Origin of the sequence: Campylobacter concisus, assembly GCF_002912425.1 — a bacterium.
In the GTDB taxonomy this organism is placed as follows: Bacteria; Campylobacterota; Campylobacteria; order Campylobacterales; family Campylobacteraceae; genus Campylobacter_A; species Campylobacter_A concisus_AH.
In genome coordinates this window covers 42,910-58,295 of the sequence record NZ_POYR01000116.1, presented here as the reverse complement: position 1 = coordinate 58,295, position 15,386 = coordinate 42,910, and the positions used below count along the sequence as shown (strand labels likewise).

Annotated in this window: 16 protein-coding genes; 3 read left to right on the top strand and 13 right to left on the bottom strand. The window is 41.3% G+C overall.

Translation table 11 applies throughout. From position 1 onward, the window contains the following. The 11 genes from CYP84_RS06695 to CYP84_RS06645 form a co-directional block, all read right to left on the bottom strand. Positions 1 to 407, bottom strand: a 407-nt coding sequence (locus CYP84_RS06695; RefSeq protein WP_103603192.1) for a tetratricopeptide repeat protein, incomplete at its 3' end; no start/stop codon positions are given. Positions 408 to 538: 131 nt separating this feature from the next. Continuing rightward, the gene (locus CYP84_RS06690; protein WP_087583651.1) at positions 539 to 1,366 is read right to left on the bottom strand and encodes an ABC transporter permease; all 828 of its coding nucleotides are present in this window, start codon (positions 1,364 to 1,366) and stop codon (positions 539 to 541) included. Continuing rightward, positions 1,359 to 2,012 (bottom strand): ABC transporter ATP-binding protein, encoded by a 654-nt coding sequence (locus CYP84_RS06685; protein ID WP_002941553.1) that lies wholly within the window; start codon positions 2,010 to 2,012, stop codon positions 1,359 to 1,361. The genes CYP84_RS06690 and CYP84_RS06685 overlap by 8 nt, the downstream gene beginning before the upstream one ends. A 9-nt stretch (positions 2,013 to 2,021) precedes the next feature. Beyond that, positions 2,022 to 2,921: a NapH/MauN family ferredoxin-type protein gene (locus tag CYP84_RS06680; RefSeq protein ID WP_103637038.1), complete on the bottom strand. Its 900-nt coding sequence runs from the start codon at positions 2,919 to 2,921 to the stop codon at positions 2,022 to 2,024. A 2-nt stretch (positions 2,922 to 2,923) separates the two neighbouring features. Next, positions 2,924 to 3,385: a c-type cytochrome gene (locus CYP84_RS06675; RefSeq protein ID WP_103637037.1), complete on the bottom strand. Its 462-nt coding sequence runs from the start codon at positions 3,383 to 3,385 to the stop codon at positions 2,924 to 2,926. After that, positions 3,382 to 3,933 carry a c-type cytochrome gene (locus CYP84_RS06670; RefSeq protein ID WP_103637036.1) on the bottom strand — a complete coding sequence of 184 codons (552 nt, stop codon included), beginning with the start codon at positions 3,931 to 3,933 and terminating at the stop codon, positions 3,382 to 3,384. Before CYP84_RS06670 ends, CYP84_RS06675 begins: the two co-directional genes overlap by 4 nt. Next, positions 3,930 to 4,607, bottom strand: a complete 678-nt coding sequence (locus CYP84_RS06665; protein ID WP_103637035.1) for a 4Fe-4S dicluster domain-containing protein — start codon at positions 4,605 to 4,607, stop codon at positions 3,930 to 3,932. The genes CYP84_RS06670 and CYP84_RS06665 overlap by 4 nt, the downstream gene beginning before the upstream one ends. Continuing rightward, complete coding sequence (locus CYP84_RS06660) at positions 4,600 to 5,856, bottom strand: nitrous oxide reductase family maturation protein NosD (protein ID WP_103637034.1); 1,257 nt, start codon at positions 5,854 to 5,856, stop codon at positions 4,600 to 4,602. The genes CYP84_RS06665 and CYP84_RS06660 overlap by 8 nt, the downstream gene beginning before the upstream one ends. After that, positions 5,849 to 6,604, bottom strand: coding sequence for a hypothetical protein (locus tag CYP84_RS06655; RefSeq protein ID WP_021086571.1), 756 nt, complete (start codon positions 6,602 to 6,604; stop codon positions 5,849 to 5,851). Before CYP84_RS06655 ends, CYP84_RS06660 begins: the two co-directional genes overlap by 8 nt. A gap of 83 nt (positions 6,605 to 6,687) precedes the next feature. Next, positions 6,688 to 9,276: a Sec-dependent nitrous-oxide reductase gene (gene nosZ / locus CYP84_RS06650; RefSeq protein WP_103637033.1), complete on the bottom strand. Its 2,589-nt coding sequence runs from the start codon at positions 9,274 to 9,276 to the stop codon at positions 6,688 to 6,690. A gap of 12 nt (positions 9,277 to 9,288) precedes the next feature. Next, positions 9,289 to 10,107 carry an ATP-dependent protease gene (locus tag CYP84_RS06645; RefSeq protein ID WP_103637032.1) on the bottom strand — a complete coding sequence of 273 codons (819 nt, stop codon included), beginning with the start codon at positions 10,105 to 10,107 and terminating at the stop codon, positions 9,289 to 9,291. A gap of 416 nt (positions 10,108 to 10,523) precedes the next feature. Between CYP84_RS06645 and moaC the strand changes: the two genes are divergently transcribed. From moaC to CYP84_RS06630, 3 genes are read left to right on the top strand one after another with little or no spacing between them, the layout of a single operon-like run. Next, positions 10,524 to 11,000, top strand: coding sequence for a cyclic pyranopterin monophosphate synthase MoaC (gene moaC, locus CYP84_RS06640; protein WP_180996395.1), 477 nt, complete (start codon positions 10,524 to 10,526; stop codon positions 10,998 to 11,000). Continuing rightward, positions 10,975 to 11,241: an HP0495 family protein gene (locus tag CYP84_RS06635; protein WP_103607085.1), complete on the top strand. Its 267-nt coding sequence runs from the start codon at positions 10,975 to 10,977 to the stop codon at positions 11,239 to 11,241. The genes moaC and CYP84_RS06635 overlap by 26 nt, the downstream gene beginning before the upstream one ends. 9 nt (positions 11,242 to 11,250) lie before the next feature. Further along, positions 11,251 to 12,489, top strand: a complete 1,239-nt coding sequence (locus tag CYP84_RS06630; protein WP_103637030.1) for a hypothetical protein — start codon at positions 11,251 to 11,253, stop codon at positions 12,487 to 12,489. A gap of 69 nt (positions 12,490 to 12,558) precedes the next feature. Here the strand turns inward: CYP84_RS06630 and CYP84_RS06625 are convergent, their stop codons facing one another. After that, positions 12,559 to 13,353 carry an undecaprenyl-diphosphate phosphatase gene (locus tag CYP84_RS06625; protein ID WP_002941660.1) on the bottom strand — a complete coding sequence of 265 codons (795 nt, stop codon included), beginning with the start codon at positions 13,351 to 13,353 and terminating at the stop codon, positions 12,559 to 12,561. Positions 13,354 to 13,412: 59 nt separating this feature from the next. Continuing rightward, positions 13,413 to 15,323 (bottom strand): transketolase, encoded by a 1,911-nt coding sequence (gene tkt, locus CYP84_RS06620; RefSeq protein WP_103637029.1) that lies wholly within the window; start codon positions 15,321 to 15,323, stop codon positions 13,413 to 13,415. Positions 15,324 to 15,386 lie beyond the last annotated feature (63 nt).

The window sequence follows — 15,386 nt, the reverse complement described above, 5'->3', positions numbered from 1 at the left end:
TAATTCTTAGGCACGAGTTCTAAGACGTTGCAGGCTCGTTTGCTGCCCATTTTGCAAGCTTTATCAAGGGCATTTGCAGATAGATCAAAGCTCTGCTCTACGCCGTTTCCTTGCAGATATTTAGTAGCTAGCTCGTAGCAAGCTTCGCTGCTGCCGTTCTCACAAAGCGACTTAAATATCTCGTAAGATCTAACCAGATCTTTTTCAACGCCAAGACCTCGGCCTAGCATATCAGCATATAAAAAGCAAGAGGTTTTGTCTTTGTTCTCGCACTCGCTTGAAAGCTTTTTACTAAAGCTCTCGCAAGCTTTTGCGTCACTTTTGTTGATGCAGTTTTGCATATTTTCATCCCAGTTTGCGCTTAGAGATAAAACGGCAAAGGCTAAAAATAAAATGGATTTTTTCATAAATTTCCTTAAAAGATAAACCCCCTTTGGGGGAAAGGGGGTCATTACAAAAAGGAGGTTTCTTGTTGGACAAGTGGAATAATACAAGCCTCGTCTAAATTTAAAACCAACTCTTATTTAACAAAAAACAATCAAACAAGATCTCTCTTGCTAAAGCCCAAATAGCCGCAAACTAGCAAGATCACGCCAAGCACCAAAGGATAGATGATCGCATAAGCTACGAAGGTCGCTTTTGAAAATGTGCCTAAGATAAAGTAAGAGGCAGTGCCTATGACTGCTAAATTTGGGTCAAAAAGGCTAAGTGCGGCTATCCTAAAAAGCTCGATCGGATTTAACATCGCGATGGTGTATATGACATACTCATCGACAGAGCTTCGCATAAGCAGTCCAATGAGCGCTAGGTCGATAAAAGCTAGCATGATAAGCCAGAGCAAAAACGCCACGCCTTGGCCTGTTTCTTGGTTTTTGATAAGGCTTGAGATGAAAAAGCCAAGCGATAAAAAGACGATACTTAGGCTAAAAAGCAGGCCAAAGTAGAGCACCAGCACACCCCAAGGTATCGACACGCCCTTTATAAAGCCAACCACCACACAAAGCAAAAGCGAGAACAAAAGCGGCACAAAAACAACAAATGTCCGCCCAAGTGCCTTGCCAAAGTAGTACTCTTTAAGGCTTAGCGGGAAGCTTAGCACGTACTCAAGCAGGTTTGTGTCCCTGTCTTGGTTTATACTTCTAACGGTTGAAATGAGGATAAATATCGGCACGATGATGACGCAAATTTGTATAAACAAAAGTAGCGCCCTTGTTAGCCCAGAAAAGCCTAGCACGCGTGAGTCGGTCACTCCGCTAAATAAAAATCCTATCATCAAAGCAGAAAAAAGAAGCGCATAGATCGCAAACCACCTCGAGCGAAACGACTCTTTGACGTCAAGTTTTGCTATTAAAAAAAGGTTATTCACTCTTGCTCCTTAAATTTTCTTCTTTGATGATCTTGCCAAGGTCCATATAGACGCATCTATCAAGCAAATGAGCGATCTCATCTATGCGGTGCGAGATGAAAACTAGCGTCTTTTTTTGCGTAAAATTATCGAGCAAATTTTTAAAAGACTCTCTTGCTTTTACATCTAAATTTGCCGTTGGTTCATCAAACATCAAAATTTCGCTATCTTTGGCAAATGCGATGGCTATTAGCATCTTTTGCTTCATACCGCCAGAGAGCTTGTAAAAGGACTTATTTAAATTTGCATGCAGGTCAAGCTCTAAAAGCTTGCTAAATTTCTCAATATCTTCAAATTTAACATTTGAGCTTTTGCAGACAAACTCGCAAAGCTCACGCAGGCTAAATTTAAGTGGTGGCGGGGTTTGCGGCACAAATGAGATAAACTTTAACGCCTCTTTTCTATCTTTTAGGGTATTTACGCCATTTATCGCGACACTTCCGCTATTTGGCACAAACTCGCCCAAGATGATACGCATGAGCGAGCTTTTGCCAGCTCCATTTTGCCCAAGTATCGCTATCTTTTCGCCAGCTTTTACATTTAGACTGACGCTATCAAGTATCTTTTGCGAGCCAAAAATTTTCGTTACTTCTTTTATATCTATCAAAAAATTTCCTTATATGAGTTTCTTAAAGCCGTTGTCAAATTTAAGCGCATCTTGGTGGCACACGTCGATACACCTGCCACAAAGCGTGCAGTCAGCCCCAGCTATCCTAAAGAGCTTTTTACTATCATCAGTTTTTGCCCCCTTTTTTGTCATAAAAAGCACGTGTGGCACTAGGCAAACATCGGTGCAAACTAAGCAGTGATCGCACTTTTCTTTATCCCAGCTGACCTTTATCGCATTTGGCTTTGCTAGTAGCGAATAGGTCGCTCCAACAGGGCAGACATACCTGCACCATGCCCTGCGTGAAAAGAAAATTTCAACCGCGAGCATAGCCACAACTAGCCAGATAGCGTGAAAGTAGCCATAGATGATAAATCTTGAAAATATCCCAACGACGTTAAAAATTTCAAAGACAAGACTTGAGCTAGCAAAGCTAAGAGCCAAAAACAAAATGGTAAATATATAGCGCCATTTTGTGTCAAAAACTCGCGGTTTTACTATCTTTTTGGCGCGCAAATTTTCATGTATTTTCTCAGCTATCTCACTTATAAGCGAATATGGGCAAACCCACGAGCAAAAGCCCCTGCCACCAAAAATGATGTAAAAGGCTAAGATGCTAAGCGAGCCGATGAGCAAATTTACATGAATTTCATGCGTTGCCAAAAAGACTTGCAAGCTCATAAATGCATCTGCTAGGTGAAAGCCAAGTATCCTAGAAGCGCTGATGTCGCCCTCTAAAATTTGCACATCGACCCTGTATGAGAGCAAAAACAAAAGATGAACTAACACAATGGTGAAAATGCGCCAAAAACGTATGCTTGGGCGCTTTTTGCCATCTTTTGTAGTCGTTATTAGCGTGCTTAGAAAGCTTACGTTTCTAACGGTCGCACGAACGTTATATTTATCCATTTTTACTTTTTAAATTTAGAAATTTCATCAGCAAGGCTGTTTAGATCGCTATCGCTAACGTTTGTTAGCAGTCCCTTCATAAGCGTGTTTTGCACCTTGCCAGCCTTATAATCAGCTAGTTTTTTAAGAAGCTCGTCCTTGCTTAGATGAGTGATATCAGGCGCTACGACACCCTTGCCATTTGCGCCGTGGCACGGAGCGCAAGAGGTTAGATATTGCCTGCTAACGCCTTCATTTTGAGCCTTAGCTACGCTTAGGCTTAGCTCTTTTACCTTTTTTAGCTCATCTTCGCTGGCAAATTCCTCGCTAGACTTTGACTGCTCTTTTGAGATATTTTGCTCCACTTTTGGCTGAACACTAGCTTCTGTTTTCTCCTTTTTAGGCGGAGTTTGACTTAGCATAAACACCATGATGCCGCATATCAGCACCGCTAAAATGATCGTTATGATTTTTCCGATTTTCATTGTTTGCTCCTAAATTGCGCATTAAAATCGCTTATCTCTTTGGCTAGTTTTCTAATCTCACTCTCATCCATCTTTTTAACAAGATCACGCATTAGCACATTTACCTTCTCTTTGTTTTTATAAGCGTTTATCATCTTGAAAATTTCATCCTCGCTCTTTGTTAGAAGAGATGGTCCAATGATGCCATTTGCGTAGTCGTCGTGGCAGGCTGAGCACTTTGTGATGAAGTCCTTGCTAAGTCTGCCCTTTATAAGCCTTAAATTTATAGTTTGAAGCGGGCTTTTTACCATGGCAAGCGCTCCGATCTGGCGGCTTACGTTGTTGTCTTCAAGACCAAATTTGACGCTTTTTTCGCCGTGCATATCGTATTTTATAAATTCATTTTGCTTATTTGCGCTCTCATTATTTTCACTTTTTTCGACCTTTATGCTAGCACTTGTCGCTACTTTTGCGCCTTGCTCGCTAGCAGCCTCTTGCGCTTTGTCCTCGCTCTTTTCACAGCCGACAAATATCAACGCAGCAGCTATTAAAGGTATTATTACTCTCATTTTTTCTCCTTGTAAATTTCATCATAACTCATCTTTGGGGCGATATTTATGATCTTTGCTGGGCAGACCTCAGCACAAACACCACAACCAACACAGCCATTTTTTATAAGTGGTAAATTTGCCTCGCTCATCACTATCGCGCTATCGCCAACTGGACAAAGCGTGACGCAAAGATCGCAAATTTGACCGATCTTGCCTTTTATCTTATCTTTTAGCGCCTCTTCTCTGTCATTATAGGCTTTGCGATCAAGCAGATGTTTAACGCCAGCTTCGCTTAAATTTTCTCTTTTCACGCTCAAACAGGCAGCCGTGTCGCTTAAAACTGCAACGCCCATTTTGACATCGCCCACGACCTTTGTGGCGTGATCGAGCGCCCCGCTTGGACAGGCTAGCACACATGGGAAAAGGTCGCACAAGTAGCAGCCTCGCTCTTTGGCGTCAATGTGAGCTGAGCCACTTGAGTAGCCATCTTCTATATCAAGTAAATTTATGCTGTGATAAGGGCAAACTTGCACGCACTGACCGCATTTTACGCAAAGATCATCAAAGTCATCAACAGCACCTGGCGGCCTAAGATAGAGCTTATCGCCACTACTTTTTGGCAAAAACTTGCCTATGGCGTATCCAGCCACCGCTGCGGCTGAGCCAATTATCATAAAATTTCTTCTATCCACGTTTCGCCTTTAAAGCGTTGAAATTTGAAACATCAAGCGGTTTTATCCTAGGCGAACTATCTTCAAGTAGCTTTATCGGCTCAGAAAATGGAGCGAGTTTAGCTAAGAAATTTAAGACGCTAAAGACGCTTGAGCCGTAGAAAAACTGCAAATTTGGATAGTACTGCCAGAGCTGATCGATGTATGAGAGGTGCAAAAATGGCGTGTCGCCGTAGCCATCTTTATCTCTATCAAAGCTCTCATACTCGTCATAATAATTCTTGCTCCATCTATTTAGTAGCATCTTTTCGCCTGGGGTGTCGTTTACGACGATGTCCATGTTGCCGATAAAGTCGTTGTTTTCAAAGATGCTTGTGCCTTGCGTAGCGTGAAAATAGACGCCAACTACGTTGTGTAAAATTTTATTGCCTATAAAATTTATAGTTGATCCAGGCTGAAACGGCGAGTTATCAAGCAAGATGCCACGCGCATTATAGACAAGGGTGTTATTTTCTATCGTAAAGTCAGACACGTCCTTTAGCCCGATGCCGATGCCAAAAGCGCCGTCACTATCCATAACGAGATTGTTTTTTATATTTGAGCCAGCCGAATACATAAAAAACATACCAACAGCGTTGCCGATAAATTCGTTATTTTCGACTAAATTTTGATTAGCATACATGAAGTGAAGCGAGTATCTGCTGCCAACTGCCTTGTTGCTTAGAAATTTATTGTGACTTGCGTACCATGCGACCATGTCACGGCTGTCACGGATATTGTTGTGCTCAATCAAATTTTCATGGCTATACCAAAGTCTCACCGCATCGCCTCTAAAGCCAAGGCTAGCGCCCTTTTTTGAGGTGATATTGTTTTCAGTGATCTTTGAGCTACTGCACTCTTTAAAATCGATCCCAAAAAGCACGTCGCTTATGTCGTTTTTAGAAATTTCTACGTTATTTGCCTTGTCACAGCCTATGCCAGCGTCAAGCTCGCCAAGGTCGTTGCCACTGCCACTTATCTTTAAATTTTTAAGTGTCACATTTGAAGCGATGATCTTTACGACCGTGCCTTTGCCGCTCCCTTTTATATGGGCATTTTTGCCCTCACCGATGATGCTAAGGGGCTTATTTATCGTTATGCCACCTTCATAAACGGCGTCGCCTAGCTTTATCACATCGCCAGGGCTAGCGTTATTTATCGCATCTTGAAGGACGTTTGCAAAGCCAAAAAGTGGCAAAAAGGCAAGGGCAAATTTACAAATTTTACGCATTTAGCTCTTTTTTCTTTGAAAAGACCGCAAGTATGCAAAGCACGCTCATCACCATCATCACCCAAAAACCGATAGTTGGATAAGAGTGCGTAGTAAAGTGCGCCACGCTACCATCGCCTAAAACGGTTGGCATAAATGGCTTGATTTTAAAGGCGCCCCACTCTTGCATGTTGTGTCCGTACCAGTATAGCCAGCCCACAAATGCACTCATAAATAGCACAGGTGCGATGATGGTTGGCACCATGAGAAGTGAGTTAAATTTACCGTCATAGTATAAAAACGCAAGCATGCAAAGTGTGGCGATAAGTAGATAATAAGGTGCGATCGCTCGCTCTAAATTTCCGCCATGCTCCATAGGATACATGCCGATGTAGTGGTTTATCGTATTCATCTCGTGCACATCGCCACTATATCCATCTACGTGAAAATATACTGGGATGCCATCTGGAAAGGCTGCCTTTGGATAGTTTGGCGCTTCAAGAGATACGTACCAGATAGGAAAAGATGGTGTGCCGATCTCTGCTTTTTGCTCGATCATCTTATGAAGATCACTTGCCACCTCTTTTGGTAAAAGGTGGTTTTTATACTGAAATGAGCTATAAAGATCGTAGATAGTGTAAGCATAAGATGGTAGCTCGTCGCCATTAGCTATACGCTCTTTTGCTCCGTGCCAGCCAAGAACTGGCAGAGTAAAACAAACGCTCATGATGATTAGTGCAACAATGGTATAAATTTTATATTTACTCATAATCTCTCCTTTAAATTTTAAAATTTAGCCTGCGAAAAAGTTAAATTTTAAAATTTAAAAGGGGCAAAAAATGCCCCTTAAAACTACATACCTGCGTTTTCGTCTATCCATTTTAGATACTGGATGATATTTTTGATCTCTTCGTCGTTCATGTGCTGATTTGGCATTCTAAGTTTAAAGAAATCAATCATCGCTTTAACGTAGTCGTCGTTATAGAATTTAGCAGGATCTTTTATGAAGTCTGCTACCCATTTTTCGCCGTTTTCATGTCTTAGCAAGACACCAGTTAGGTCTGGACCTGAGCTTACTTGACCGATAACGTGGCAGCCATTACATCCGCCTTTTAGATAAGCTTCTTCGCCTTTTGCAGCAGCTGGGCTCATCGGAGTTGCGATCTCTTTAGCTAGGTTATTTTTAGCTCTTAGACCAACGTCGGCAGTTTTTACCATGTATTGCCATACTTGATACTCCCAAAGGATAGCGCCATTTACGTCGCCTTTTTTGTAAGCTTCGTCAGCTTTAGCTTTTACCTCTTTGATATGGCCGTATTGATCAAGTGCGTCATCAACCAAAGCTTTTACTTTTGGATATTTCTCATAATGTTTCTCTTTTAGGTATTTAACAACCTCTTGGATAACATCATCAGTTGCTTTGTTAGTTGCGATTACTTTGTCGTACTCAGCTTTTAGAGCCTCTGGGCTTAGAGTTTTTAGCTTGCTATTTTTTGCAGATTCATATTTTTTATTTGGATCTTTAACAAGTAAGTAACCCATCATCTCTAGGTGAAGTGCTGAACAAAACTCGGTGCAGTAGTATGGGAAGACGCCTTCCATATCAGCTACGAAATTTACTGAAGCAGTTTTGCCAGGCTCAAGTGAAGCGTGGATGTTGTAAAGGTCGATGCCAAAGCCGTGAGTCTCATCTTGAGCGCGCTCTAGGTTTGTTAGGTGAATTGTTACGTTATCGCCTTTATTTACCTCGATGTGCTCTGGGTTGATGTGACTTCTGATCATTGTTGCATAGACAGTTACGTTTTTGCCGTTTCTCTCAACTCTTTCTTGACCAGCTAGAGTTACATATGGGCTTGCTTCGCCTGTTCTTGAGTTTGTACCCATGTTGTAAGTAAGCGCTGGAGTTAGCTTGCTAGCAGCTATTGAAACAACGTCGTGTGGCTCACCAAGTGGGATCGGCATATCATAGATTAGCTCCATTTTTGGACCATTGATGTCGATTAACTGGTGGTTTTGTGGGTGAAGCGGGCCAACTGGGTTGAAGCGATCGATTGAAAGTTTATCAAGAGCGATTGCATATTTGCCAACTGGTTTTGCTGATTTGCCCTCCATTGTGTCAAGGTGACCGATGTTGTAATGAACATTTACTTTATCAAGCACTTTTAAATTTTTGTAGTCCCATTTTACGATTTGACTATCAACGTAAAGTGAAGTATATACTACGCCATCTTGTGAGTCAAATGATGTATGCAGTGGTCCAAGGCCTAGTTCGACTTGTCCGTGCATTGTCTTTTCTCTATCTAAGATAGGTATGCCGTATGGGTCAGTGCCAGCGTACTCTTTTTTGTCGATTAGCTCTTTGATCTTTTTAAAGTCATAAACTGATGCGTGAGTATCAAGCTTACCGCCAACGATGATGTATCTACCATCTGGTGTTACATCACAACCGTGTGGGCTCTTTGACTCTGGGATCAAAAATAGGGCTCCAGCTTTTACAGCAGCTTCTATCGTAATCACTCTATGACCATTTATAACTTTGTAGTTTTTCTTGTCTTGTGCAAGTTTTTCTAAAATTTGCCAGTTATAAACGTGCAAGAAGTCGGTGTCATTTCTACTAGCACCTGCCTCAAATGGAGGAAGACCTTTTTCGATACCACCTGTATACATCTCAGTGTTTATTGAGTTTGTAAAGCCCCAGCCATAGCTCTCGCCCTTACCAGCGTCGCTTAGGTCTTGCCAGTATGGAGGAAGCTCAAGAGAGAAAGATGCTTTCTCGTCGATCTTGCCTTTTGGATAGTCAAATTTCCAAAATGTCACAGCGCCTCTATAAACGGCTTCGTAGTCGTCCATTGAGTGATAGTTGTCATCAAGTGGAGCTGCGTACTGGCTAGCTTCGATGACGTACTCGCTGTTTGGAGTGATGAAGCTACCGCCGTGCTCACTCTTCATGATAGGATTTACGACCATTTGAGTTGTCTCAAAGTCTTTTAAATTTATAACAGCGATCCTTGGGTTTGCCTTGTCGTTGATAAATAGATAATCACCAACATACTCACCATTTTTCTCAGTGAAATTTGGGTGGTGTGTATCGCCCCAAGTTATCTCTTTGCCCCTGATGTTGCCTTGTTTTAAAACGGCTTTTGACTCATCGTCATAGCCATATCCTTGCCAAGGCTCTGGGGTGAAAACGCCGATGTATTTGTAAATTCTCATCGACGGAACGCCATAAACTAGCACTTGACCACTCTGCCCGCCAGATGAAAAGACGATGAAATCATCTTTTTTACCGCTTGGCTGGTAAGTCTTAGCAGCTGCAAGGACATCTTTTTCGCTTAGCCCGCGCTCTTTCATGACTTTTTCAAGGTCACTACTAGCAGCACAAGCAGCAGTTAAAGATAGTCCAAGCAGTGCAGCACTTGCGACACAAAATAACTTTTGCATTTACTCTCCTTTTTAAAATGAATTTATCTCTAAACTCTTTGTCTTATTACCTAGATCCACGCCAACAAGCACGTTTTTATCTATAAAAATTTCTTTTATCTCGCCGCTAAAAAGCTCTTTTTTGCCCTTTAGCTTAAAGCTTTTGTCAAATTTATAGATCGCTCCGTCCTCGCTAGCTACTAAAACCTCATCTCCCGCGCACGCAAGAGCTGAAATTTTAGATCTTAAAACTTGTTTTTTAGCTCCACTTTTAAGATCTAAAATTTCTCCGTTTCTAAAGCCTATGAAAATTTCATCATCGCTAAATTTACAAGCACTAATGGGCGCAAAGCCAACGCTTTTTTGCTCTTTTGCGTTAAGCTTGCTATCAAGCAAAAATACCTTGCCATTAAAGCTTGTAAAAAACACTCCCTCGCCAAGCGATAAAAAGCTAGAAATTTTATAAACATTGTTAAAATTTTTTGATATAAATTTTTTAGAACTCTTGTCAAAAATAGCGATCGTTACGATATTTGCCATATCGCAAGCGACGTAAATTTTCTCTTTATCTAGCAAGATATTTGAAACCTTACAGCCAACATTTGGCAGTGCAAATAAAAATTCCTTCTCGCTAGCTACCCTTACAACCTCGTTGTTTAAATTTGCAACGTAAAAAGAGCTCTCATCAAAAGCACATCTTTGATCTTTGTAAATTTTCTCCTTTAGCCCTAGGCTTTTTGTCTCGCCATCTTTTACAAAGATGATGTTTTGACTATTTTCATCGACGAAGCAGCCCTTACTCTCAGCAAAAAGCGCTATCAAAGATAAGCTAAGACATAGCAGAAATTTCATTATCTAGGTTGCTTTCATCGTAAATTTAAAATTAACAAAAATATACATATTCATATCTTAAAAGCAAATTAGAAGTTAATTTGTTTTCTTAAGCTTTTAAAGAAAAATATCAATAATTTTTTTTAAATTTTGCTATTTACAATAAATAGACTTTGGAATTTAATGGATAGAAATATATTTTTGATAAAATTTATTATCTATAAAAATTCGTATTTTAGGCTTTTTTGCATTAAAAATTTAAATTATAAATATTTCTTTAAAAAAATTATTTAAATTATATAATTATATTAAGAAATGAAAAATTTCTCTCGCCTTTTGAACAAAGCTTAAATTTTAGATTTTTGATATTTTTTGCTTAAATTTGCTGATAACTTAAATTTGTTTAAATAGGCTATAATCCACCAAAAAAAGGAGAGATAATGCTAACACATTTAGATGAAAAAGACCGTCCAAAGATGGTCGATGTAAGCCCAAAAGATCCAACTAAAAGAGTAGCAACAGCTAGTGGGATCATCAAAATGAGCAAAGATGCCTTTACGGCGATCAAAGAAAACACAGGCAAAAAAGGCCCAGTCATCCAAACAGCCGTTGTCGCTGCGATAATGGGCGCTAAAAAGACAAGCGAGCTAATACCTATGTGCCATCCACTGGCCATTTTGGGCGTGGATTGTGACATCGAGGAGCTGCCTGAAATTTGCGCTTTTAAGCTTTTTGTAAGCGTAAAGATAGAGGGTAAAACAGGCGTCGAGATGGAGGCGCTAACAGGCGTAAGCGTGGGACTTCTTACTATTTATGATATGGTAAAAGCCATAGATAAAGGTATGGAGATCAGTAGCATCGTACTAGAGAGCAAAAAAGGAGGCAAAAGTGGCGAGTATATGCGATCTAAATAATAAAAAACCAAAGATCGACTACCCAACACACTGGGAGTACAAAGTGATCTTTGATGCGAGTGATGAGGCAGAGGCAAAGGTGAAAGATATAGTAAAAGATAGGGAATTTAAGCTAGTTTTTTCTAAATTTAGCAAGGATAAAAAGTACGCGAGCTATGATCTAACCGTGCTAGTTTTGAGCGAAGAAGAGAGGCTCGAGATATTTTCAGCCCTAAAACACGAAGCAAAATACGTTTTATAAGGTAAAAATATGGATAAACTTGAGCAAAATTTACGTGATTATAAAGATAGCGAGGGGCTACTAACTAGCATAAAGGCTCTTTGCAACGACTTTTTTAAGGACGTCTCAGACAAAGATGAAAACGCACTGCCTGATCTTTTGAAGCAAAAGATGAATGAGCTTTACAACAAGATGGACAAAGAGAGCCTCATAAATGCCAAAAATCTAAAAAGCGCGATGGAGGGGATAAATCAAGCTCTAGTTAGCGGCGAAGAGAAGGAGCTTTATGAGCTATTTGATAAAAGAGATGAGACAAATAGAGCCATCGAGGCAAAGCGTGAAGAGATAAAAAATAGGCTAAAAATTTCATTTGAAGCGGCTGAAGAGGTCGTAAAAGATAGAAATTTTGGCGAAAAAGAGGAAATTTTAGAGCTTTTAAACAATGCGATCATTAGAGAAACGAGAATGCTTGGCATCTTAAAAGAGAGCGCTCAAATCGCTTTTCTAACGACGCTTGAGGGCGCAAAGGACGTAGAAGAGACCGCTGGCGCGATAGCTAAAAATATGACCTATTCTGCGATAAGAGGTGGGGAGTTTAGCAAGGAGCGCATCCTTGAAATTTCAAAAAATATCATCAGTGCAGCGGGGAATTTAGCAAATGAGGGACACATCTTTGCAAAAGAGCTCATAAAAGGCGCGATAAATGGCACAAGAGATGGCATTTTAAGAGCTATTGAAAAGCTAAAAGATGAGGCTAAATTTGCTCCAGACGAGCTAAGGCTAAACTCACAACTTTTAAATTTAAAAAACGTAGATGAAGAGTTTATAGCGCTTCTTAAAGAGCTTGAAAACGAATTTGATGGCGTAGCTAAAAGCGAAATCGAAAGCGTGATAAATAGCGAGCTTGACACAAATCTAGCAAAATTTAAACGCATAAGCGATCAAGCGATAGAGCAGATCAGCTCAAGGCTTGAAGAGCTAAAGTCAAACGGCGTTGCAAAGCTTGTGAGCGAGGCAAATAATAAATTTGAAGCTCTAAAGCAAGAGCTAAACGACAAGAGCAAAAAGCTAAAGCTAAATTTTGACGCTAATGACAAGCTTGAAGGCCTCAAGCAAGATATCGCGGAGTTTGAGAAAAAGGCGAACGACAAGCTTGAAGATATCAAACAAATGGATATAAAAACAGAAGCTAAGAAATTTGGCGACAGAGCCTATCAAGCCGCAAAAGACTTTTTAAACGTCATAAAAAAAGATAAAAAAGATGAGTAAATTTGCCAAGCTTTTTGGCAAATTTATCATTTTGGCTAGGTCTTAGCCCAGCCATTTTACAACTTAAATTTATAAAAATAGATAGAGCAAAAACGCACCCAAGATCAAGCGGTAGATGACAAAAGGTAGCATCCTGATCCTTGAGATGATCCCCATAAATAGCTTCACGCAGATATAAGCACTAACTGCACTTATGATGACGCCAAGGGCGATGTCACTCCAAGGCAAGGCGTTTGGATCTTTTATAAGCTTGATACTCTCAAGTCCGCCAGCTAGAATGATGACTGGGATCGAAAGTAAAAATGAGAAATTTGCACTACCTTTGTGGCTAAATCCTAAAAATAAAGCTGCTGTCATCGTTATACCTGATCTTGAGACGCCAGGGATGAGCGCCACAGCCTGTGCTAAACCGATGATAAGAGCAAATTTTATGGTCATTTCGTATTCGCTTTTATTTGTCGAGCGAAGATCAGCAAAGTAAAGTGCGATGCCAAAGATGATAGTTGTAACTGCGATCACAACGCCGCTTCTTGCGTACTCTTCGATCACGTTGTTAAACAAAAGTCCAAAAATCCCCACTGGGATAGTGGCAAATCCAACGCACCAGACAAGCAGGCTATCGCCCACCATCTTTCTTTGCGCGATCGAGGCAAAAAAGTCGCGAAGTAGCTTAAAAATCGTATCTTTAAAATAAAAAAGTATCGCGCTTAGCGTACCAACATGCACTGCCACGTCAAAAGCAAGACCTTGATCTGGCCAGCCAAGTAGCTTTGGCACCAAGATGAGATGAGCCGAGCTTGATATCGGCAAAAACTCGCTTATGCCTTGCACCAAGGCCAAAACGATAACGTGAGAAATTTCCATAAAATGCCTTTTTTTGATTTTAGATTGCAGCTGGGGATTTTACTCCCCAAAGTTAAATTTTATATAAGTTCGCTAGCAAAATTTGCAAGCTTTTGCGGAGTAAATCCGAAGTGGTCAAATAGCTCGTTCGCCTTACCGCTGGCGCCAAAGCTGTTCATGCCATAAACTGCGTCAGCAAATTTATACCACTCATAGCCAGTTGCGGCCTCAACTGCGATAATGGTTGTATTTTTATCTAAAATTCTAGCCACATACTCAGCTGGCTGCTCGCAAAGTAGGTCAAAACAAGGCGCTGATACGATGTTTGCACCGATACCCTGCTCAGCTAGAAGTGCGGCTGCTTTTACGCAGAGTGAGACCTCGCTGCCGCTTGCTATAAATGTGATTTTCGCATCTTTTACCGAGCTTAGCAGATATGCGCCGTTGCTAACCTCACCAAATTCGCCTTTTGCAAGTGGGTCAAGCCCTTGGCGACTAAGCACAAATGCGCTTGGAGCGTTTAAATTTAGAGCCGCTTGCCAGCTAGCTGCGTTTTCGTTGCCATCAGCTGGACGGAAAGTGTAGAAATTTGGCATCGCTCTAAATGTGCTAAGCTGCTCGATAGGCTGATGTGTCGGACCATCTTCGCCAACGCCGATGCTATCGTGTGTGAAGACAAAAAAGTGCTTGATGCCCATTAGCGCTGCTATCCTCGCACTTGGCTTTAAATAGTCGCTGAAGATGAAAAATGTCGCTGAAAATGGCAAGAAAAGGCCGTATCTAGCGATGCCGTTGTTAATAGCTGCCATGGCATGCTCTCTGATGCCGTAGTGGATATTTTTACCATTTGGGAAGTCACCCATGCCCTTTAGCTCAGTCTTGTTTGACGGAGCAAGATCTGCGCTACCACCGATAAAGCCAGGGAGTTTTTTAGCTATCTCATTTAAGATAACGTGGTTTGTATCTCTTGTGGCTAGTTTTTTGTCGCTAAAGTCTGGAAATTCGATCTTGCTAAAGTCTGGATTAAGAAGTGAGTTTAATAAATTTTTGCCTTCAATGCTTAACGCCTCAACCTTTTTGTTCCACATCACCTCTTCAAGATCGCCCTTTTCAACTGCGCCTCTAAATCTTAAAAGCACGTCCTCGTCGATAGCAAATTTCTTCTCAGGGTCAAAGCCAGCTGCGGCCTTTGCCTTTTTGATGATCTCCTCGCCAAGCGGTGCGCCGTGGCTGTGGTGGCTGCCTTCAAGCTCCATTGCACCACGTGCTATGTGCGTGTTTGCGATGATTAGATATGGCGACTCTTTCTCGCTAGCTTGCTCTAACGCAAATTCGATCTGGTTGAAGTCATGTCCGTCGATGCGTGCGACCTCCCAGCCCTGTGCCTCAAATCTTGCCTTGACGTCCTCGCTAAATGCGATCGCTGTGTCGCCCTCGATCGTGATGTTGTTTGAGTCGTAGATGAGCACAAGGTTGTCTAGTCTTAAATTTCCTGCGATTGAACATGCCTCGTAGCTTATGCCCTCTTCAAGATCGCCGTCGCCGCAAAGGCAGTAAATTTTATGATCGATTATTTTATTATCTGGCTCATTTAGCACGTTTGCAGCGTATTTTTCTGCCATGGCTAGGCCAACTGCATTTGCTACGCCTTGACCAAGTGGGCCAGTAGCCACCTCAACGCCTGGAGTGTGAATTTCTGGGTGTCCTGGGGTGTTTGAGCCAAGCTGGCGAAATTTCTTAAGCTCATCTAGGCTTAGATCGTAGCCAGTTAGATGTAAGAAGCTATAGACCAAGCTTGATGCGTGACCACCGCTAAAAACGAGCCTATCTCTGTTTAGCCATTTTGGATTTTTAGGGTTGTGTTTTAAAAAGTTGCTTAAAACCACCATGATATCGGCTAGGCCCATAGGAGCACCTGGGTGTCCGCTGTTAGCGTTTTGCACCATATCAGCGCACAAAAATCTTATAGTATCGGCTTGTTTTTTTAGCATATGATCTCCTTTTATTGCGTCAGATTATACAAAAAAGTGATTAAAACTTGCCTTGCGTTTTTG

Coding starts and splice junctions, on each gene's coding strand:
- CYP84_RS06680 (WP_103637038.1), bottom strand. CDS start 2,921: ATGGATAAATATAACGTTCGTGCGACCGTTAGAAACGTAAGCTTTCTA.
- CYP84_RS06675 (WP_103637037.1), bottom strand. CDS start 3,385: ATGAAAATCGGAAAAATCATAACGATCATTTTAGCGGTGCTGATATGC.
- CYP84_RS06670 (WP_103637036.1), bottom strand. CDS start 3,933: ATGAGAGTAATAATACCTTTAATAGCTGCTGCGTTGATATTTGTCGGC.
- CYP84_RS06660 (WP_103637034.1), bottom strand. CDS start 5,856: ATGCGTAAAATTTGTAAATTTGCCCTTGCCTTTTTGCCACTTTTTGGC.
- CYP84_RS06655 (WP_021086571.1), bottom strand. CDS start 6,604: ATGAGTAAATATAAAATTTATACCATTGTTGCACTAATCATCATGAGC.
- nosZ (WP_103637033.1), bottom strand. CDS start 9,276: ATGCAAAAGTTATTTTGTGTCGCAAGTGCTGCACTGCTTGGACTATCT.
- CYP84_RS06645 (WP_103637032.1), bottom strand. CDS start 10,107: ATGAAATTTCTGCTATGTCTTAGCTTATCTTTGATAGCGCTTTTTGCT.
- CYP84_RS06630 (WP_103637030.1), top strand. CDS start 11,251: ATGGATAAACTTGAGCAAAATTTACGTGATTATAAAGATAGCGAGGGG.
- CYP84_RS06625 (WP_002941660.1), bottom strand. CDS start 13,353: ATGGAAATTTCTCACGTTATCGTTTTGGCCTTGGTGCAAGGCATAAGC.
- tkt (WP_103637029.1), bottom strand. CDS start 15,323: ATGCTAAAAAAACAAGCCGATACTATAAGATTTTTGTGCGCTGATATG.